At 45.3% G+C, this 18,801-nt stretch carries 20 protein-coding genes and 1 tRNA gene; 10 read left to right on the forward strand and 11 right to left on the reverse strand.

Annotated elements, in window-relative coordinates:
* Window positions 1–179 precede the first annotated feature (179 nt).
* A complete protein-coding gene (locus ACZ5XY_RS06495) occupies window positions 180–1,112 on the forward strand; it encodes a DMT family transporter (RefSeq protein WP_464740048.1) in 933 nt (310 codons plus the stop codon).
* A gap of 104 nt (window positions 1,113–1,216) precedes the next feature.
* On the opposite strand, the gene ACZ5XY_RS06500 is transcribed toward ACZ5XY_RS06495, so the two are convergent.
* On the reverse strand, window positions 1,217–1,915 hold the full coding sequence (locus ACZ5XY_RS06500) for a hypothetical protein (protein ID WP_464740050.1): 699 nt from the start codon (window positions 1,913–1,915) through the stop codon (window positions 1,217–1,219).
* 234 nt (window positions 1,916–2,149) lie between these two features.
* Here ACZ5XY_RS06500 and ACZ5XY_RS06505 point away from each other — a divergent pair, with 234 nt between their 5' ends.
* Window positions 2,150–2,845 carry a M15 family metallopeptidase gene (locus ACZ5XY_RS06505; RefSeq protein ID WP_464740052.1) on the forward strand — a complete coding sequence of 232 codons (696 nt, stop codon included), beginning with the start codon at window positions 2,150–2,152 and terminating at the stop codon, window positions 2,843–2,845.
* 239 nt (window positions 2,846–3,084) lie between these two features.
* Window positions 3,085–3,348: a hypothetical protein gene (locus ACZ5XY_RS06510; protein WP_464740054.1), complete on the forward strand. Its 264-nt coding sequence runs from the start codon at window positions 3,085–3,087 to the stop codon at window positions 3,346–3,348.
* Window positions 3,349–3,587: 239 nt separating this feature from the next.
* On the opposite strand, the gene ACZ5XY_RS06515 is transcribed toward ACZ5XY_RS06510, so the two are convergent.
* Window positions 3,588–3,678: transfer RNA gene (locus tag ACZ5XY_RS06515), tRNA-Ser, on the reverse strand.
* A gap of 244 nt (window positions 3,679–3,922) precedes the next feature.
* On the opposite strand from ACZ5XY_RS06515, the gene ACZ5XY_RS06520 reads away from it, so the two are divergent.
* The 3 genes from ACZ5XY_RS06520 (at window position 3,923) to ACZ5XY_RS06530 (ending at window position 5,593) form a co-directional block, all read left to right on the forward strand.
* Window positions 3,923–4,759 carry a DNA/RNA non-specific endonuclease gene (locus tag ACZ5XY_RS06520; protein WP_464740056.1) on the forward strand — a complete coding sequence of 279 codons (837 nt, stop codon included), beginning with the start codon at window positions 3,923–3,925 and terminating at the stop codon, window positions 4,757–4,759.
* Between the two features lie 27 nt (window positions 4,760–4,786).
* Complete coding sequence (locus ACZ5XY_RS06525) at window positions 4,787–5,050, forward strand: hypothetical protein (protein ID WP_464740058.1); 264 nt, start codon at window positions 4,787–4,789, stop codon at window positions 5,048–5,050.
* Window positions 5,051–5,209: 159 nt separating this feature from the next.
* Window positions 5,210–5,593, forward strand: a complete 384-nt coding sequence (locus ACZ5XY_RS06530) for a DUF2147 domain-containing protein (protein ID WP_464740060.1) — start codon at window positions 5,210–5,212, stop codon at window positions 5,591–5,593.
* An 86-nt stretch (window positions 5,594–5,679) separates the two neighbouring features.
* Here ACZ5XY_RS06530 and glnK read toward each other — a convergent pair whose 3' ends face one another.
* The 3 genes from glnK to ACZ5XY_RS06545 form a co-directional block, all read right to left on the reverse strand.
* A complete protein-coding gene (gene glnK / locus ACZ5XY_RS06535) occupies window positions 5,680–6,018 on the reverse strand; it encodes a P-II family nitrogen regulator (RefSeq protein ID WP_464740062.1) in 339 nt (112 codons plus the stop codon).
* 145 nt (window positions 6,019–6,163) lie between these two features.
* Entirely contained in the window at window positions 6,164–7,036 is an 873-nt protein-coding gene (locus tag ACZ5XY_RS06540) for a universal stress protein (protein WP_464740064.1), read from the reverse strand.
* A 24-nt stretch (window positions 7,037–7,060) separates the two neighbouring features.
* Window positions 7,061–8,560 (reverse strand): SulP family inorganic anion transporter, encoded by a 1,500-nt coding sequence (locus ACZ5XY_RS06545; protein WP_464740066.1) that lies wholly within the window; start codon window positions 8,558–8,560, stop codon window positions 7,061–7,063.
* 241 nt (window positions 8,561–8,801) lie between these two features.
* On the opposite strand from ACZ5XY_RS06545, the gene murD reads away from it, so the two are divergent.
* A complete protein-coding gene (gene murD / locus ACZ5XY_RS06550) occupies window positions 8,802–10,193 on the forward strand; it encodes a UDP-N-acetylmuramoyl-L-alanine--D-glutamate ligase (protein WP_464740068.1) in 1,392 nt (463 codons plus the stop codon).
* Between the two features lie 170 nt (window positions 10,194–10,363).
* Window positions 10,364–11,563, forward strand: a complete 1,200-nt coding sequence (gene ftsW / locus ACZ5XY_RS06555; RefSeq protein ID WP_464740070.1) for a putative lipid II flippase FtsW — start codon at window positions 10,364–10,366, stop codon at window positions 11,561–11,563.
* A gap of 8 nt (window positions 11,564–11,571) precedes the next feature.
* Here ftsW and gluQRS read toward each other — a convergent pair whose 3' ends face one another.
* From gluQRS to ACZ5XY_RS06585, 6 genes are all read right to left on the reverse strand, one after another.
* Window positions 11,572–12,618: a tRNA glutamyl-Q(34) synthetase GluQRS gene (gluQRS, locus tag ACZ5XY_RS06560; RefSeq protein WP_464740072.1), complete on the reverse strand. Its 1,047-nt coding sequence runs from the start codon at window positions 12,616–12,618 to the stop codon at window positions 11,572–11,574.
* 115 nt (window positions 12,619–12,733) lie between these two features.
* A complete protein-coding gene (gene dksA, locus ACZ5XY_RS06565) occupies window positions 12,734–13,174 on the reverse strand; it encodes an RNA polymerase-binding protein DksA (RefSeq protein WP_464740074.1) in 441 nt (146 codons plus the stop codon).
* Window positions 13,175–13,420: 246 nt separating this feature from the next.
* Window positions 13,421–14,266: a metallophosphoesterase gene (locus ACZ5XY_RS06570; RefSeq protein ID WP_464740076.1), complete on the reverse strand. Its 846-nt coding sequence runs from the start codon at window positions 14,264–14,266 to the stop codon at window positions 13,421–13,423.
* Window positions 14,267–14,434: 168 nt separating this feature from the next.
* Window positions 14,435–15,241 carry a metal ABC transporter permease gene (locus ACZ5XY_RS06575; RefSeq protein ID WP_464740078.1) on the reverse strand — a complete coding sequence of 269 codons (807 nt, stop codon included), beginning with the start codon at window positions 15,239–15,241 and terminating at the stop codon, window positions 14,435–14,437.
* Window positions 15,238–16,044, reverse strand: coding sequence for a metal ABC transporter ATP-binding protein (locus tag ACZ5XY_RS06580; RefSeq protein WP_464740080.1), 807 nt, complete (start codon window positions 16,042–16,044; stop codon window positions 15,238–15,240). The genes ACZ5XY_RS06575 and ACZ5XY_RS06580 overlap by 4 nt, the downstream gene beginning before the upstream one ends.
* A 56-nt stretch (window positions 16,045–16,100) precedes the next feature.
* Window positions 16,101–16,622, reverse strand: coding sequence for a transcriptional repressor (locus ACZ5XY_RS06585; RefSeq protein ID WP_464740082.1), 522 nt, complete (start codon window positions 16,620–16,622; stop codon window positions 16,101–16,103).
* Window positions 16,623–17,014: 392 nt separating this feature from the next.
* On the opposite strand from ACZ5XY_RS06585, the gene ACZ5XY_RS06590 reads away from it, so the two are divergent.
* Together ACZ5XY_RS06590 and ACZ5XY_RS06595 are read left to right on the forward strand one after the other, a co-directional pair.
* The gene (locus ACZ5XY_RS06590; protein ID WP_464740084.1) at window positions 17,015–17,812 is read left to right on the forward strand and encodes a metal ABC transporter solute-binding protein, Zn/Mn family; all 798 of its coding nucleotides are present in this window, start codon (window positions 17,015–17,017) and stop codon (window positions 17,810–17,812) included.
* Window positions 17,813–18,067: 255 nt separating this feature from the next.
* Window positions 18,068–18,490 (forward strand): ATP synthase subunit I, encoded by a 423-nt coding sequence (locus ACZ5XY_RS06595; RefSeq protein ID WP_464740086.1) that lies wholly within the window; start codon window positions 18,068–18,070, stop codon window positions 18,488–18,490.
* Window positions 18,491–18,801: the final 311 nt, after the last annotated feature.

Consider the following 18,801-nt stretch of genomic DNA (forward strand, 5'->3'; position numbering starts at 1 on the left):
TGATAATCAAAAAAGAACAGCCAAAAGATAATAAGCGCTATTATAAAAGATGTTCAGGGCGGATAACATCAAATCATTAAAATAATTGTGGTTTTATTGAAAATAAATCACAAGCTTATCATGCTTGCCGCGATAGAGCATGGTACGCTGTTAACTTTGCTCATATTAAGGACATTGGCATGGGGAATCATCAATCAAGGAAGTTTTCGCGACAACATTGGTGGCTGATTCCTTTTGGCTGTTTGTTGTCAGGCGGTATGCTGCTTGGGATTTCGACCAACTTAGCCAAATTTGCCATTACCATTGGGCTCACGCCGCTTGCCTTTTTATTCTGGGCACTGTTAGGCGCGGCGGTGCTGCTAACGCTGCTGTCTATCCTTCGCCGTGAGCGCTTGCCAACGAGCGCCCGCGCCATTGAATATTATATCGTTGCTGCTTTGGTCGGCGTTTCGGGGTCAAATCTGATATTTTTTTCTGCCATTCCGCACGTTGGCGCAGGATTTGTGGCGATGATGATAGCCTTGCCGCCGCTGCTGACTTACCTTGGCGCGTTGGCGCTTGGCATTGAGCGCTTTAATAGCTTGCGCGCGTTTGGCGTTGCAGCCGCCCTTTTTGGCGCAGGGGTTTTGGCGGCGCATAAATTTTCGGCGCCAAATACCAGTGCGATTTGGGTTATTATTGCGCTTTGTGGTCCTGTGCTGCTTGCCATTGGTAATATTTATCGGACATTGCGCTGGCCGGATAACGCCCGACCCAGTTCGCTTGTGCCGGGGATGCTCATTTCAGCGGCGTTACTTTTAGCCCTCATGGCACTGTTGCCAAACTTTTCTTTGGCAGTTAATTATCATAATGCAAAAACGCTTGCCATTATCGCAGTGCAATCGTTTATTTTTGCCGGTCAGTTTTTATTATTATTTTTATTACAAAAAACGGGTGGTCCTGTTTTATTAAGCTTGCTCGGGGCAGTTGGCGCGGTGGTTGGCGTTCCGGTGGCGGTATTTTTACAAGGCGAGCGACCGCCAGAAGGTTTGCTACTTGGTGCAACTTTAATTGCGATAGGCGTAGCTGCCGTGACTTGGGGCGGAATTCAAGCGGCAAAATCAAAAAAATAAGCGGATAACAAATCACTTTGTTGATGAAAAAAATTGCCACCCAAAGATTTTTTGAATGGCAAGGCTAAAATAAGTTTGGATAATAAGGTTAAAAGTTTTAACCATTAATTACTGGTAAACGTAATCACCTGATTGCCGCTACCGGCAGGCGGGGTTAATGTCACTTTACTGGCAAGAATATCGCCGCGAGCGTTGATTTTGTAGCACTCGCTTGATGTGCCCTCGCGCGGTTGACTGGCGATTAAATTGTCCGTGGTATCGATGCAAAACCAAGCGGTGTTGTTGCTATCGCGAGCAAGCGACCAGCTTTGATTGTAGGTGCCGATTTTGCTTCGCATGCTGCTGTCGCGATAAACGTCCTCTTTAATCAGCATGTTTGAGGCGCCAACGCTTGCCAGTTTCGGAATTGCGCTCTTTTGCGTGGCGATGGAGTATTGACCTTGATTGTCGGTAAAGCCGTAAAAGGTCAGCGGGCTTAGGGTAAAATAGTTGGTTGCTGCTGAGCGGTTGATCACTTGACCGTTCATTTTGTTAATCGTGCTGATTTCTGCTGCTTGAACCGTGCGGTTGTTAAAGCGCATGTTGCCTTTTGGGGTCACGCGAATGTCAGCGGTCATCGTTTTATTGCCAACGTTTGCGGTTAACGTTTCGCTTCTTGATTGGGTATAAATGTTTAAAATCGCCGTTTCAACAGGGAATTGGCTGACCATATTCTGACCTGAGTTTGGCATTCCGGCGCAAGCGCTTAGCCCGACAACTGCTGCGCTAACGCCAAAGACTTTTACCAGTGACCATGATTTCATAATGTACTCCTCAAATAGTAATTGGGGTTAATTGTCCTACTATAATCCAATTTTAGCGGCATATCAGCCCTGCCGTTTCTATAATGCCGTGATGCTTACATCTTAATAACATCTTGTACAAATTCAGTATATTGCGCTCGCTGGCTTAGTAAGTTAGGGTGTTGAAAATGGCTTTTTTAGTGTTATTTTTAAAATAAATTTTGTTAATTTTTGTTTGTTAATATAAGGGATAATATGATTTTACCAAAGATTCCAAATTTGCCGCAGTTCAGTTGGCAAGCTACCCAGCAAGTTCCTATTGTCGATAATAAAGAAACGCTTATTCCTATTCCTAATCACGAGCGCTTAAAGTCTTATCCGATTTACTTTGCAAAACAAATTCCAGATGCTATTGATAGTTGCGTGGCAAGGTTGTCGGTGGTGCAAAAGTTGCAGCAAGCCGCCGAATTGTTGCCCGAGCAGTTAGGAATTGTGGTTCTTGACGGTTGGCGTTCGCGCGAAGTTCAACGCGGCGTTCAAGAGGAAATCAGGCAGATGATAAAACGCGATTACGCCCATTTAAGTTTGGCTGAGCAAGAGCAATTGCTGCTTGATTTTGTCGCACCCATTATTCCAAATTTTATCAGCCCGCATTTAACCGGCGGCGCGGTTGATGTCACTTTATTTGATACCAAAACTGGCGATTGGATTGATTTGGGATCGGGCTTTGATGAGCCTAGCTCACGCTCGCACACGGCGTATTATGAAAGCTTTCCTGATAGTGAGGCGTGTTATTACCGCCGATTGTTATATCAGGTCATGACCCAAGTTGGCTTTACCAATTTACCGACCGAGTGGTGGCATTTTGATTTTGGCAATGCGCTTTGGGCGCTTTATACGCAAAACGATCATGCAATTTATGGCGCGGCGGATTGGGAAGTTAGCCGCTAATAATCAATAAAAACTCAGGTTTTTGGTTTTATGAGGGCGAGTCGTTAGAAAATATCACCCAAATTATGCTAACCGTAGCATTCTAGACAACTATCAAGATTATCTTTACCTTTCTTTAGCTTTTATGAAGCTACTTAACGTTGATATTGATTATTATTAACAGGTCGATAGCGACGTTTGTATTATAAAAGCGCCATTAATTACGATCACTACGGTGATCACGCCAAAGGATAATGATAATGAAAAATATCTTATTAAGTTCAGTAGTAGCCGCCACCGCTTGTTTTGCCATGTTGGGTCAAGCCAATGCCGCCCCGCAGCCTATCAAGCCGCATGCACCTCAAATTCATCATCAAAAAGAACATATTAAGGTTAATAATAAGCATAAACCAGTCTATCATGGCAAGCAAAAAGTGGTAGCGCCAAAGCATCAGCCAAAAAAAGCTGCCCATGCACCTCATGCAAAAATTAAACACCAACAGCCCAATCACCACCGAGGTTAATCGGCAATAATCCAAATCAGCAATTAATCTTTAAAAATGGCGCTTTAATTGGGCGTCATTTTTCTGGCTTGGATTAATTCCCCTGATCGTAGTATTAATTTTAAGAATATATTTAGCTATTGCCTAATAAAGCAAAAACCCACGATTACCGCGGAACAGCTATATAAAATAGAAGTTTAAAGGAAGCTTAAGGTAGGAATTTTTCGGAAAACTTATAATTTATTGAGATTTCATAAGATTGGCGGTGAAGGAGGGATTCGAACCCTCGATACGCTATTAACGTATACACACTTTCCAGGCGTGCGCTTTCGACCACTCAGCCACTTCACCAAATCAAAAGCCGGTCGGCTTTTTTGAGCGCCCAGTTTTTTGAGAACTTAGTATAGCGAAATCTTCAAGCGTTGTCACGTAAAGCCAAGCTGAATCCTACAATTTTATCAAATCAGCGCTTTGCAGCAGGCGCGTTGGCTGCTAGGATAACCGTTAGTTATTGACAGATAATGAGTTAACAAGCGCGGCTATGAAGATATTTTATCAACGGTTTTTGCACTTTTTCACGACGGTTTTTATAACTGTGCTTTTGCTTGCCAGCAGCAATTCAGCTTTGGCTGAAGATTTAGCCAAGTGCAGCGCGTCGTTTTATCAAGGTATTTACCCAAATATTACCAATAAAAAACTGACCCGCGACACCAAACCTTTATGCTTTAACGGTTTTGCGGTGATGTATTCTGGCGTTACCAAAACGCCCTTATGGTCGGCTGAGCACTTGACCAAAAAGCGCATCAATGACGCCAAAAAAATCAGCCGCGAGGACAACTTTCACGAAGAAAGCCGCCTGCCCAAAGCCATGCGCGCAACCTTAAGCGACTACTCTAAATCTGGCTTTGACCGCGGTCATTTAGCGCCCAATGGCAATATGGCAACCCGCGCTCAGCAATATGACAGCTTTAGCCTTGCCAATATTGCGCCGCAATCGCCGCGAAATAACCGCTACATTTGGCGCAATATCGAGACGGCAACGCGGCAGTTGGCGCTGCAATACGGCGAGGTTTACACCGTGACCGGCGTCACCTTTTTAGACCAAAATGTCAAAACGCTCAAAGGTCGCGTTCTTGTGCCAAGCCATTTTTACAAAGCCGTTTATATCCCCTCCCTCAATCAAGCCGGCGTTTATTTTGCGCCCAATGACGAATCTGAGCGCATTGAGGTGATTAGCGTTGACAGCTTGGCGAAAAAAACCGGCGTTGACGTCCTGCCCAGTCTTGATCATTCAGTAAAAGCTTCCGAGCTTGACTTGCCGCTTGATGGCAGCCACTCCCCATCGCCTAGTCCCAGCAAAAACGAAGCGCCGACTTGGCTGATGTTTTTGACCGCGATTGTGGATTGGGTTTTGGCACAGCTGAACGCTTAAATAGGATAAGTTTTACAAGGAGCTTTTATGATTGACCCTTTTGCCAATGACTCCCAAAGTATGCAAATCGGGGATTTGGTCATTGAAAACCAAACCGATAAAGTCATCATTTATGGCGATATTGACGTCACTTTTGATGTGGCGGGGTTTGAAGCGGCAAAACAGCTGCATGAGTTGACCGGTAAGCTGATTAAAGCGTTTGAAAATGATGAGCGTTACCTAAGCAACAGTTTTAAGTCAAAAACTAATGATGACTTACCAGACCATGAAATTAAAAACCCTTTTTTATAAATTTGGGCTAGAGTATTGATTTTATAGTAAAAATTTTCTATAAAAAATTACTAGGTAAAGTTTAAAAATTGCTTATAATGGAGTTAAGCCAAAAAATTGTGCATGATTTGCCAATTTTAGCCGGCATTATTGATGTCATGTGATGACAGGAGTCAAATTATGAAATTCGTTATCAAAAGTGCGTTAGCTGTTGTAGGAATGGGGCTTGCAAGCGTGGCCTTTGCCGCTGACCCGCTTGCCAACACCACGTGGCAAACTTACGAGGACGGTCAGCCAAAAGCCGTGGTAAAAATCACCGAAAGCGGCGGCGTCTTTACCGGAAAAATCATTGCAGGGTCAACGACCAAAGCCAAACAGTACGTTGGTCAAACCGTCATTAGCGGCTTAAAAGCTGATGGCAATGGCAAATATAGCGGCGGCACCATCACCGACCCTGTCAAAAACAAAACTTACCGATTAACGGCAAACTTAAACGGCTCAACCTTAAATTTAAAAGGTCATTTAGGACCGTTTTCAAGGTCGCAAACGTGGCAAAAAAAGTAAGACCGTGAGTTAACCGTTAACTCCTATCCTGAATGACGTTAGGTGATTCAGGATTTTTTTATGGACAAAGCAAAAAAGCTGACCGTTTAAATGGCGTCCGCGCCGGTTTCCCCAGTGCGAATGCGAATGACTTGCTCAAGGTTGGTGATAAAAATTTTGCCGTCGCCAATTTTGCCGGTGCTTGCCACGCGGGTGATGGCTTCGATGGCAGCATCCATCATCTCGTCAGTGACGGCAACTTCAATTTTTACTTTTGGCAAAAAATCAACCACGTATTCCGCGCCGCGATACAATTCCGTGTGACCTTTTTGTCGACCAAAACCTTTAACCTCAGTGACGGTAACCCCTTGAACCCCAACTTCGGACAAGGCTTCTCTGACATCATCAAGTTTAAAGGGTTTTAAAATAGCCGTAACCAGCTTCATAATCATATCCTTATAAGTTTTAGGCAAGCAATCAAAGCCAAGGCGCGATAAGCAAAGCAGAACTAAAATAACGTCTTATTATAACCAACTTTGCCATGAACAAGGCGGGCACTTTTTTTAAGAATTATTATCACCGCCACAAGGTTTAAAGCGGCTCATCGAGTGAGACTTTAGGAAATAATAAATAAGGAATCAAGGTGGCTTCAAGCATTTTTTTGGTGTTGCTGCCTTGAATCAGCTCAAACAGCCTCGATTGCCCAAAGGCGCCACTCATCAGTAGCCCGATGTTATTGTCCATTTGGTAGCGCTGTAGGGTTTGGGTGACGTCGCGACCATCAAGCAAGGCTTTTTTGCAGGTAATTCCGGACTGCTTTAATTTGGCATAAGCTTCGCGAAGGGCATCGACATTTTCGGGGGTGTCTTTGCCAACCATGACGATATGAACGGTTAAGGCGCGAATTAAAGGCGTTTTACAAAGCCAATTGAGCATCCGCTGCGCGGTGGCGCGGTTGTCAAAGGCAAATAGGGCTTGGGTTGGCGCGACAAACGGCGCGTGAGTGACCAAAATGGGGCAATGGCTCATGCGAATTAATTGCGCAAGCGGCGTTTTACAAGTCAGCTTATGACCGATGACCACAAGCTTTGAGTAATTATCGACATAATCAAGGCTGTCTGCCAAACTGTCGTGGCGATGCAGGGCATAAACTTTGCGCTTGTGCTGCTGCTCCTCGCAATAAGCTTCGGCGTGCGCCAGCAGCACTTTGGCTTTGGATTTTAGCTCAGCGTTACTCAACTGCTCATGATTGGTAAACGCGTCTAAAAGATGACTTTCATCATTCACATTTAAGCAGCCTGAATAATCAACCGCTGCTTTTTGCTGCAGACTGGGAACCGCGTGCAAGAGCGCAATCGGCGCTTGCATTCTTGCTGCCGCCCAAAGACTGGCATCAAGAACCGCTTGAACGTGGTTGGGATTATCTAAACAAGCAATCACGCTATCAGGCTTTAACTGACTCACCATCGCACCTTTTTTCACCTTCAATCAATCAAGAAGACCAATATCCCGCTTATCGTGGATAGAAAACTTATCAATCAGCGTCCGGCTGGCGTGATTTAGCCCCACCACTTTGACCTCAGTGCCCTCGCGCTGCAAGCGAATCACCAATTTATCAAGGGTATCCACGGCGCTGACGTCCCAAAAATGGGCAAGGCTTACGTCAACCTCCACGCGGTCAAGCGCTTCTTTGGTGTCAAAGCTTGCCAAAAACTGCGACGTTGAGGCAAAAAACACCTGACCTTGAACGTAATAATAGCGCGTGTTGCCATCCTCGCTATATTCGCTCATTACCGTTAAAAACTGACCGATTTTATTGGCAAAAAACAGCGCCGAGAGCAGCACCCCAACCAAAACGCCATAAGCTAAGTTATGGGTGACAATGGTGGTGATTACCGTTGACAGCATGACGAGGTTAAATGAGGTCGGGTGGGTTTTAAACTCGCGAATCGATTGCCAATTAAACGTGCCAACCGACACCATAATCATCACCGCAACCAAAGCTGCCATCGGAATTTGGCGCACCCAATCGCTTAAAAACACCACCAAAATCAGCAGCACCACACCGGCAATCAGCGTTGAGAGCCGCGTTCTGCCGCCGGATTTGACATTAATCATCGACTGACCAATCATCGCGCAGCCTGCCATTCCGCCAAAAAAACTGGTGACAATATTGGCAATGCCTTGACCGCGGCACTCGCGATTTTTACTGCTTGGCGTGTCAGTCAGCTCATCAACAATGGTGGCGGTCATCATCGATTCAAGAAGTCCGACCACGGCAAGGGCAAATGAGTAAGGCGCGATAATCAATAGCGTTTGCAAATTGAGCGGAATATCGGGCAATAAAAACACCGGCAGCGAGTTGGGCAAATCACCCATATTGCCGACATTGCGAATGTCTAAATTGAGCATCATAGCAACCGCTGTCAGCCCAACGATGCAAACCAGCGGCGAGGGGATAATTTTACCGATTTTTGGAAGCTGTGGAAACAGATAAATAATCGCAAGCCCTGCAATCGTCATCAAATAAACGTTTAAACCAACGCCTGCGGTTTGCGGGTTTAATTCAGGCAATTGCGCCAAAAATATCAAAATAGCAAGCGCATTTACAAAGCCAATCACCACCGAGCGCGCCACAAAGCGCATCAGATTGCCAAGCCTTAAGATTCCCATGACCACTTGAATGACGCCGCAAAGCAGCGTTGCCGCCAGCAAATATTGCAAGCCATGCTCCGCCACCAAATCGACCATAACCAGTGCCATGGCACCGGTTGCCGCCGAAATCATTGCCGGTCTGCCACCCACAAAGCTGATGACCACCGCAATACAAAATGACGCATAAAGCCCCACTTTTGGGTCAACTCCGGCAATGATGGAAAAGGCAATCGCTTCAGGAATCAGCGCGAGCGCCACCACCAGACCTGACAGCACATCACCGCGAACATTGGAAAACCACTCATCGCGAATGGTATCAAAAAAAGAGGTCATACTCAGCTTATCGAATCAAAAGCAAATTGGCAAAACTTAACTTATAATAAGCCTTGCCAAGCGGCTTTATCACAAAAAATTAGGCGCATCATAGCATAAAGCGCCCAAAAACAAGTACCGAAAATTGAACGCTGCCGTTATGCCGATCAGCTTTTTGCCTGAAGCTTGCGCCAATCATAGCTTTTGCAGCGTTTACCAACATATTTGCTAACAACTTTGCCCAAAATAAGGATTTGCAACCATGACTGATGTTAACCTCACTTTAAACAACCCTGAAAACCTGCAAGTGGTGGTCGGTCTTGGTCAATCTGGACTTTCTGCTGCCAATTATTTAGCCCAGCAAGGCTTTCAGGTGGCAGTCACGGACCAAAGCGCTGCCCCAAGTCTTGCCTCACAGTTAGCAAGCAATATTGCGCCGCAAAAATTTGGCGGCATTGACCAAGATTTGTTGTTAGCTGCAAGCCGAATTATCATCAGCCCTGGTATTTCGCTTGAGCAGCCGGCAATTCAAGCGGCAAAAGCAAAAAACATTCCGGTGGTCAGCGACATTCAGCTGTTTTGTGATGCCAACCGCGTGCCGATGGTTGCCATCACCGGCTCAAACGCCAAAAGTACCGTCACCACTTTGGTTGGGCAAATGGCAAAAGATGCTGGTGTTAACGTCGGTGTTGGCGGCAATATTGGTATTCCGGCACTTAATTTACTTGAGAATAAAAATATGCAGCTTGCCGTTCTTGAATTGTCCAGTTTTCAATTAGAAACCGTGACCGATTTAAACGCGCAAGTAGCGACCGTTCTTAACATGTCGCCCGACCATTTAGACCGCCATCATGATATGCTTGGCTATCATCAAGCCAAGCACCGCATTTTTCAAGGAGCAAAGTCCGTGGTGGTCAATCGCAATGACCCAATGACCAAGCCGCTATTGGCAACAGACTTGCCTTGCTTAAGCTTTGGCATTGATGCGCCAACGGGGGATGACTTTGGACTGATGATTGACAATGGTCAGACCTTTTTGGTCAAAGGTCATAAAAAACTGCTTTCTGCGGATGAGCTGATTATCAAAGGTCGTCACAATTTATTAAACGCCCAAGCCGCGTTGGCACTTGGCACGCTTGCTGGATTGCCGCTTGAGGGTATGCTAACGACGCTAAAAAGCTTTTCAGGGCTTGAGCATCGTTGTCAGTTTATTGCCCATCATCAAGGGGTAGATTATTTTAACGACTCAAAAGGCACCAATATCGGCTCGACCATGGCGGCAATCGAAGGTCTTGGCGCGGTTTATGCCCCAAAAGAAGGTAAGCTGCTGCTCATTTTGGGCGGTCAAGGTAAAGGTCAAGATTTCAGCGAGCTTGTGCCCTTAATTAATGAGTATGTCAGTCACGTGATATTGATTGGTGAAGATGCCAAAAAAATCGCCGCCGACTTAGCTGCGCTGCATTCCGAAATCAGTTTGCAATCTTGTCAAACCCTTGACAATGCCATGCAAGCCATTCCCCAAATCATTCAAAGCAGCTTATCGCAGGTGCAAGCGGTACTGTTGTCGCCGGCTTGCGCAAGCCTTGACCAGTTTAAAAACTTTTCCGATCGCGGTGAGTGTTTTGTTCAACAGGTTCATAAGATGATGGCGTAAGCGGAAAATGTGAGCCGCGCAAGTGTTGGTTTGGCGCTTTGGGGATTAAAAAAATAGCGTTAATGCCTTGTTTTGATTGAGTTTGATAGCGGTTGTCAGTCATAATAGCAGCTTTCCTGATTATCAACTCTTATAATCAATAAGCTTTTTGTTTTAGTGTAATCAATATTATGGCAACTTCTTTTTTATCGCGGTTGGTGCAAAAAACTACCGACAATGACGCAAGCGACCGCTGGCAATCTTGGCCCTCTGCCCAGTCTCTGCTTTTGGCAAGTTTGGGCTGCATTTTGGTCTTAAGCTTATTGATGGTCGCCTCAGCGTCGATTCCATTTGCGCTGACCCGTGATTTATCGGAGCTGTATTTTTTTAACCGACAGCTGACTTATATTACCGCTGGGCTATTTTTTGCGGCGCTGGTTTATTTTTTGGTGCCGCTGCGCTGGTTGTACGAAACCGGAGCGCAGTTTATTTTATTGGGGGTGACAGGGTTTTTATTACTGGCGGTGCTTATTTTTGGAACGCCGATTAATGGCGCCAAACGCTGGCTGGATTTAGGAATTCTTAACTTTCAGGTGGCTGAACTTGCAAAAATCGTGGTGATTTTATTTGTCGCTGATTTTGTAGTTCGGCGCTCGTTTGAGGTGCGTAACGGTTGGGACGGCTTTTTACGAATCTCAGTGGTAATGGGAATTTTAACCGTATTACTGCTTGCTCAGCCGGATTTTGGCTCGTTGGTGGTGATTTTAGGAACGGTATTTACCATTTTTTATATTGCCGGAACGCCTTACAAGCTGTTTTTTGCCTTAGGGGCAATTTTAAGCTCGCTTGCGGCAATGGCGATTTTGTTTGCGCAATATCGATTAACGCGGGTGCTGTCGTTTATTGACCCTTTTGATGACATTCAAGATACCGATTATCAGCTGGCGCGAAGTCTGATTGCCTTTGGTCGCGGCGAGTTTACGGGCGTGGGTTACGGCGAAAGCGTTCAAAAGTTGTCGCATTTGCCGGAGGCGCATACCGACTTTTTATTGGCAATCACCGGTGAGGAGCTTGGGTTTTTAGGGGTGTTAACGGTGCTGCTGCTTGAGGCGGTCATTATTGGCAGTGCTTTACGAATCAGCTATAACGCGCTAAAACATAAGCAAATGCGAATGAGTTACACCGCCTTTGGTATTGCGATTATTTTTATTGCGCAAACAACGATTAACGCGGCGATGAATATGGGCGCGATGCCGACCAAAGGCTTAACCATGCCATTTTTTAGTTATGGCGGCTCATCGATGGTGATCAGCTTGATTATGGCAGCGGTGCTGCTGAAAATTTGGAAAGAAATTCCCAAAATTGATGCCAGTCAGTGCCGCTATTATTAGCTTGTTTTTTAGCCATCAACGCTTGGCGGCGCGTTTAACACGTGCAGCTGCTGCAAAGGTTTATTATCCCATTGCGCGACCGCTTGAGCCAACATGCGCTCTGGGGTATCGCTATCAACGGCAGGCTGTTTTAATAACCCAAGGGCGGTTTGCAGCAACGCGCTTGGGTTACGGGTGTCAATCGGGGTGGCAAGATTTTGTTTGGACAGCTTTTGACCGTCAGGGTGACAAATCAGCGGTAAATGATACCAGCAATCGATACTTGGCAAATTTGCTGCCGCTAAAATGGCGATTTGCGCGCTTGTCATTGGCAAAATATCTAAGCCGCGCATGATGTGGCTGATGTTTTGCAGACCATCATCAATGCTTGCGGCTAAAATATAATTAATCATGCCATCAGCGCGTTTGACCACCATGTCACCAAGCGTCTGCTGCGGATTTTGCCATTGAATACCTTGAATGCCATCTAAAAAGCCGATGCTAAAATCAGGAAGCTGAAGGCGCAGTTTTTGATGGGGTTTATCAAGGTGACGAGCTAAGCAAAGCCGTGGGTAGCGTTGACTGCGAACCAAAGCCTCTTGAATGCTTTTTGGTTCGTGATTGTAAAGTAGCGTTTGCGCTTGAGCTTGAGCGCTTTTAGACTGTCTCTGCTTGGCTTGCTTTTCTTGCTTTTGCCAATAGTCCGCCAACTGCTTTCTTGAGCAGGAGCAGGCATAGGTCAATGGCGCAAGCTGATCATTTAAAAACTCATTATAAATGTCGGTGCGCTCAGACTGGTAAATCACATCGCCATCCCAAAATAGCCCAAGCGCTTCTAAATCTATTAAGATCTGCTCACTGAACTGAGGATCACAGCGCGCAAAGTCAGTATCCTCGATTCGCAGTCGCCAAAGCCCGCCGATAGCTTTAATTTGGCAGTAGCTGGCAAGAGCGGTGGTCAGCGATCCTAAATGCAGTTCACCGGTCGGCGAGGGCGCAAAGCGACCAATCGGCAGTCTAGTCTGCGCTTTAGGGCTTGCGGAATGAAGTTTTGGTTTTTGGTGAGAGTTTGGCATAAAAGCCACCATTGAGGGTTAATATAACGATAAAAAGTTTAGCAGAAATTTTTGCAAAAAAATAAGCGACCTTAACTTAGGTCGCTTATGGTAACTGAGCTCAAGGCGTTAGATCTTAAATATGACCTTGGTTTTGGCGCTCTTTGATTTCTGATAAGGTTTTGCAGTCAATACACTGAGTTGCAGTTGGTCTGGCTTCTAAGCGGCGAAGCCCAATTTCAACGCCACAAGTTTCGCAAAAGCCATACTCTTCATTGTCAATTTCGGCAATGGACTTGTCGATTTTGCGGATTAACTTACGCTCGCGGTCACGGGTGCGCAAGGCGAGGGCAAACTCTTCTTCTTGGGTGGCGCGGTCATTGATGTCAGGCATGGCGCTTGATTCATCTTGAATATAAGTTTTGGTGCGGTCGGCCTCGCCAATCAATTGCTCCTTCCAATCCAGCAAAATGGCGCGAAAATGCTCAAGCTGAGCTTCAGACATGTACTCTTCATCTTCAGCTGGCGTGTAAGGGGCAAATCTCATCTCATTTGGGTTGGTGGTCAAGGTGCTCATATCGGTATCCTAATTTTTCAAATAATGGCAATAAAACGAGTTGCTAACGCAACGCTCCTCACAATCACTACGAACTGGCGGGTTATAACAATCCTTGCCCAAAATAACAAGGCAGACTTTTGGTAAAATGATAACTTGTCCTAACCGTTACTCATCATCCTGCCGGTATTTTTTTTGCGCCTTATTTTTATATGATCACTATACTGGCAGTGATTGCTGCGCTTGTCGGTCAGGGTGATGATAAGTCTAAGTATCCATTCTTTTGACCCAGCTTGCAACCTGTCCATTGTTGCCTAATTGCAACCATCGGTAGCCGGGGCGAGCGTCCTCATCAACCGCAAAGTTGTCCTCAAGCGGCTTAAACTGATAGCACGTTGAGGGGGTGGTATAGATCGTCACTCCATTTTGATGCTTGACGTGCTCTTGGTGGGTATGACCGCTAACAATGACCCGAAGGTTAGCAAAACTGCCAAGCTTTTGCCAAAACATCTCCGCATTGTCCGCGATATGCTCATCAATCCAATCTGAGTCCATGGGCGTAACGTGATGATGAAGGGCAATGACGGCAGGCTTTTGGCAGCGAGTTAACTGCTGACTGAGCCAATCAATATCGCTTGCGCTGACCTCCCCTGACACTTTTCCAGGGATTGCCGAATCGATCAATAACAGTTGCCAGTGCTCGCTTTCAATGACGTGACGGCTGAGTAGGCGCTCATCGGCAGCCGTAGGCAAAAAGGTGCGCTGATGAAACGGTAAGTGAGCGCCAACTTCATCGGTGACATCATGATTGCCGGCGACACAAGCAAAAGGCAACTTGGTGTTTTCTAATACTTTAAAGATATGGTTGTAAATATCAGGGCAAATCTTACTGACCAAATCGCCCGTCACTAAGATTAAATCACAGCGAACCGGCTCTTGTAAGGCTTGATTGAGCAGCGATTCAAAACTTTGACAGCAGTTTAAACTATGCCAATCCGCAGTCGGTTTGGCAGCCGCCGACAGCGTCTCAATATGCAAATCTGATAATTGCAAGACGTTCAGCTGACCGTCTGGCGTCGCAATAAAGTCGGCAGGGTAGGTGCGTAATGACATAAGCTAAGTCCTAAAGTTCAAAGCCAAAATTACCACAAAACCGTGATAAGTTAATACAATCTTATATTAAGTAAATATTAACATTTAGCGCCAAAACAACAGCAATTTTTAATAACAATAAAGAGCGTTTAGCAGGGTTATAGCACGAAATCTCTGTTAATTCTAGCTTTAAGCGGCTGATTTTTTTAAAATTATTTTGACAGTGATAAAGGTTGTTAAAAATATCAGCGCTAAAATTAATACAATGGCAAGACCGGTTTGAATATCAAGCCAAACGCTGCTCCAAACGCCAAAGGTGACCCCAATTTGAGCTGCAATCATCGCAAAAATTACCATCTGTTTGGGATTGTTGGCAAAAAGCCTTGCCGTTAATGCCGGAAGCACCAACAAACCACTGATCAGTAAGCTGCCGACCGCTTGCAACGCAATCGCACAAAATCCTGCCAAAAGCCCCATAAAAAATAGCCGCTGCTTTAACGGATGAATGCCTTGGATTTTTGCCAACGGCTCATAAGTGGCAATTTTGATTTGTGCGGACCAAATATAAACCAGCGTAATCAATCCAATGACGGTCGTTGCCGCCAAAATGATCAAATCCGACCAATCAACTTCCAATAAACTGCCAAATAAAAACCCCAACACATTGGCTTGCTGATTGGTCAATTGGGTTAAGGTCAAAAGTCCCAAACACAGCAAAGTCACTGCCACCACCGACAGCACGGCATCACTTGGCAAGCGCTCATCATCCAAAAATACCAGCCCTGATACCACCAAAATGCTGACCAGTGCCACCCCAAGCCCTAACGGCAGCTGAAATAAAATCGCCATGCCAACCCCAAACAGCGTACCATGAGCTAAGGCATCAGCAAAAAATGCCATCCGCCGCCAAAGTACCAAGCAGCCAAGCGGCGCTGACAGCAGCGCCAAAATACTTCCTGCGATCCAAGCCGGAGCGATGATTGAAAGCCAGCTCATAAATGATGTTCCGTTTTTGGGAGTAGCGACTCTTGCGGGGCGTGATGCTCACAGTGGTGCGCTTTATGGACGTAGGGCTGCTCATAATGATGACCAAACAGCTTTTGAAATTCAGGAGCAATGGCAAGCTCACTGGGCTGACCTTGACAGCAAATGTGCTTATTTAAGCAAATCACCCGGCGCGAGCCTTTCATCACCCAATGCAAATCGTGCGATACCACCACCATCGCGCAGCGCAAAAACTCCGGCAACTCGTCAATAAACTGATACAGCCAAACTTCCGAATCAGGATCAAGACCCTGCATCGGCTCGTCCAAAATCAGCAAATTGGGCTTTTCAAGCAGCGCCCTTGCCAAAAGTACCCGTTGCATCTCACCGCCTGACAAGTGCCGCAGCTGCTGATTGAGCAGCGGGGTCATGTCAAGATGGGTAAAGACAAACGCCTTTTCGCTTTGGCTTAAACAACCTTTTTTTGCTTGGTTGAGTAAATCTTGAACCCGAAGCGGCAAAATTGGCGGCACGCTAAAGCGCTGCGGAACATAGCCCAATTGCAGCGGCAAATGAGCCTGAATTTGCCCAGAGGTTGGCGCAATTAGTCCTAAAATCAATTTAATCAGCGTTGATTTTCCCGCACCGTTTGGACCAATAATGCTGATGGTTTCATGTTGCGCAAGGTCTAAGCTGATTTGGTTCAGTAACACCTGATGATCAATTTGATAGCTGACGTTATCAAGGCTTAACAATTTAGGCGACGCCATGCTATCGAGTGGCTCAGCAAAATTATTATCAGAAAAAGTAGGCATAAAAAGCTGACTTAAAAATAATCGACAAATAGGTGAATAAGACTTATCAAGCCGCCTTACTGACACGCTTTGCAGCGACCGCCAAGCTCAATCACGCTCCGGTCTACCAAAAATCCGGCATCGTTTTTGGCAAAGCTCATGATCTCTTGAACTGGCAAGCTGCTACATTCTTGAACGCGTTGACACAATTCACAAATTAAAAATGCCGCCGTATGTTTATCGCGCGGATGACAGCAGGGCACGTAAGCATTTAAAGACGTGAGCTGATGGATCAAGCCTTCGCTCAATAAAAACTCCAAACTGCGATAAACCGTTGGTGGTGCCACGTTTTTATTAGCTTTATCCTGAGCCTCAGCGGTTTGGTTGAGCCGTAACTGCTGCAACTGAGTGATCAAATCATAAGCGCCAATTGGCGTGGTTGACTCCAAAATCAGCTGATAAATTTGCTGACGCAGCGGGGTAAAACGAACGCCGCGGCGAGCGCAATCGGTTTTTGCTGCCAAAATTCGTGCGCTTATCTCATCATGGCTAAATTGTTGGACATCATGAATGTGATTACAGCATGGCTTTTGACTCATGGCGCACTCCTTGAAACGAGGAAATCTTCAGCAATCTTTTAAGCAAAACTTATCCTATGGCAGTTATCAACCTGAGCTGGCGATTAAAAACTGCCATGTCATAACTTTGAATTTGACCGCTATTGTAACAATCCGGCGTGGCTTTACCATCTTTTTAAAAAATTAATCCTACCCTTTTTTATTGTTATAGTATAACATAATATCTTTGATCATGTTGGCTTGGTGATAATTTTTTAACTACTTGCCGCCATGATCCAAGTTATGGTTCTTAACCCTTCAAAATTTATCAAGTAGGAGTGCTCGCCGCTATGTTAGGTCATCATCAAATCAAGCCCAAGTTTAAAAAACGAGGAGGCGCACTCCTTGTAGGTTTGATCGCGATAAGTTGTAGCATGGCTCATGCCGCCAACACCTCACCGGTAAGCGTCAGTAACTATCCGCTTTACTTATTAAGTAAAGCCGTCACGGAAGGCGTTGCGCCGCCAGCAACCCAGATTTTGCAGTCAGGAGAGGTCGGTCACCACGGTGCCATCAGCCCAAGGGACATCAAAACCATTCAAGACAGCAAATTTGTGGTTTGGTTTGGCAAGCCGTTAGAAGCCAATTTAGCACCAACGCTTAATAAAGCGCCCAATAGCATTTCACTATTTAAATTTCGCGCCTTTAACCGCTTCCCCCTTCGTGATATTAAAGGCGCGCCAATTAAAAACAGCTTAGACCCGCATATTTGGCTTGACCCACAAAATGCCAAAGCCATTGCAGCGGCGCTTGCCGTCATTCACAGCCACGCCGATCCTAAAAATAAAGGGCAATATGAAAGCAATGCGCGAAAATTTGCCAAAAATATGGATCAAGCAATCAAAGACGTTCAACGCTCTCAAGCATCAAGCGCCTACTGGGCATATCACGATGCCTATCATTATTTAGAACCCACGCTTAAGCTTAAGCTTGCAGGAAGTTTAAGCACTGACCATCATTTAGAGCCCACGGCGACTCAAATTAAATGGTTGAGTGATCACCGACCACAAAAACAGATGTGCTTAATCAGTGAAGGCGCGCCCAAAAAAGGCTTACTGGCAAAATTGCAACCGGTCAACGTCACGGTTCAAGAAGAAGACCTAAGCGCGGCTCAAGATTTTGTAAGCGGTTGGAAAACCATGGCGATGCAAATTTCTGATTGTGCGTCTTAATCAAGCTTAAATTCACGGGCACAACCTTAGCAGGATTTATTAAATCTTGACCGGTAAGCAAATCTTTTAGTAAAAAGTTAAGTGGATAACTGATTGAAATTGATCACTATCTATTGCGCTTGCAAACTGGTTTTTTTATTGGTTGACAAACGTCACATTTTACTTGCTTAAGCGCGGCGCCCTCCTTATAATGGGGGCGTTTTATTTTGGGCAAAGCCAGATCCAAGTGCGCCCTAACAAGCTTTAGGATCGCTTATGACAAAGCCGGCGCGGCGTCAGTCAACGCTGAACCTTCAAGCTTATAGCAAGCAGCAGTCTTGGCTATTGTTAGCAGTGATTTTAAGTGTTGGGTTGCTAGAAACGCTTTTTTTTAACAGTCACGGCATCGTGACCAAAAGCGCCGCTTTAGGGGCTTTATTAAGCTTTGTGGCTCAGTGGGTGTTTACACGATTTGTGTTTTGGCATTCAGGATACCGCGCGCGCCGGCAAATTGTCAGCCAATTGTACCGAGGTCAGATGGCAAAGTGGCTTATTATTATTTTGGGGTTTGTACTGATTTTCACCCTCATTAAGCCCTTATCCGCAGCAGCCCTTATTTTTGGTTTTATCACCATGCAATTGGCTCATAATATTTTGTCGGCTGTTTTAGGAAATCATCAAGGCTCAACCAAAAATTAAATAAATTACAATTTTTTTATCCGTGTAAAGTGCGATAACTAAACGCTAACAGCAGAATCCTTAGTGTCACAAAGGATAAAAAGTAAATAATTGACTTTACACAATAACAACGCTGCATTAATATGTACAGCTAAATATTTTGTTTAAACGCGACATATTGACTCATTATCTTGCTAAAAGGATATTAGCAAAGAAACACAAAGCATTTATGTGTGAATACCAAAGGGCTGGTTGATGATTATTCAAAAGCCCTTTTTTGATAACTAAAATTTGTTAAAGCCGAAAAATTACCTTTAAAAATAGGTATTTAT

This window comes from Psychrobacter sp. GTC18467 (assembly GCF_055397455.1).

Bases quoted from the DNA above. Each gene is read 5' to 3' on its own strand.
- ACZ5XY_RS06530 (WP_464740060.1), top strand. From the start codon at position 5,210: ATGAAATTCGTTATCAAAAGTGCGTTAGCTGTTGTAGGAATGGGGCTT.
- ACZ5XY_RS06510 (WP_464740054.1), top strand. From the start codon at position 3,085: ATGAAAAATATCTTATTAAGTTCAGTAGTAGCCGCCACCGCTTGTTTT.
- ACZ5XY_RS06575 (WP_464740078.1), bottom strand. From the start codon at position 15,241: ATGAGCTGGCTTTCAATCATCGCTCCGGCTTGGATCGCAGGAAGTATT.
- ACZ5XY_RS06580 (WP_464740080.1), bottom strand. From the start codon at position 16,044: ATGCCTACTTTTTCTGATAATAATTTTGCTGAGCCACTCGATAGCATG.
- ACZ5XY_RS06570 (WP_464740076.1), bottom strand. From the start codon at position 14,266: ATGTCATTACGCACCTACCCTGCCGACTTTATTGCGACGCCAGACGGT.
- ACZ5XY_RS06590 (WP_464740084.1), top strand. From the start codon at position 17,015: ATGGCTCATGCCGCCAACACCTCACCGGTAAGCGTCAGTAACTATCCG.
- ACZ5XY_RS06500 (WP_464740050.1), bottom strand. From the start codon at position 1,915: ATGAAATCATGGTCACTGGTAAAAGTCTTTGGCGTTAGCGCAGCAGTT.
- ACZ5XY_RS06595 (WP_464740086.1), top strand. From the start codon at position 18,068: ATGACAAAGCCGGCGCGGCGTCAGTCAACGCTGAACCTTCAAGCTTAT.
- glnK (WP_464740062.1), bottom strand. From the start codon at position 6,018: ATGAAGCTGGTTACGGCTATTTTAAAACCCTTTAAACTTGATGATGTC.
- dksA (WP_464740074.1), bottom strand. From the start codon at position 13,174: ATGAGCACCTTGACCACCAACCCAAATGAGATGAGATTTGCCCCTTAC.
- ftsW (WP_464740070.1), top strand. From the start codon at position 10,364: ATGGCAACTTCTTTTTTATCGCGGTTGGTGCAAAAAACTACCGACAAT.
- ACZ5XY_RS06505 (WP_464740052.1), top strand. From the start codon at position 2,150: ATGATTTTACCAAAGATTCCAAATTTGCCGCAGTTCAGTTGGCAAGCT.
- murD (WP_464740068.1), top strand. From the start codon at position 8,802: ATGACTGATGTTAACCTCACTTTAAACAACCCTGAAAACCTGCAAGTG.
- ACZ5XY_RS06525 (WP_464740058.1), top strand. From the start codon at position 4,787: ATGATTGACCCTTTTGCCAATGACTCCCAAAGTATGCAAATCGGGGAT.
- ACZ5XY_RS06545 (WP_464740066.1), bottom strand. From the start codon at position 8,560: ATGACCTCTTTTTTTGATACCATTCGCGATGAGTGGTTTTCCAATGTT.
- ACZ5XY_RS06585 (WP_464740082.1), bottom strand. From the start codon at position 16,622: ATGAGTCAAAAGCCATGCTGTAATCACATTCATGATGTCCAACAATTT.
- ACZ5XY_RS06495 (WP_464740048.1), top strand. From the start codon at position 180: ATGGGGAATCATCAATCAAGGAAGTTTTCGCGACAACATTGGTGGCTG.
- gluQRS (WP_464740072.1), bottom strand. From the start codon at position 12,618: ATGCCAAACTCTCACCAAAAACCAAAACTTCATTCCGCAAGCCCTAAA.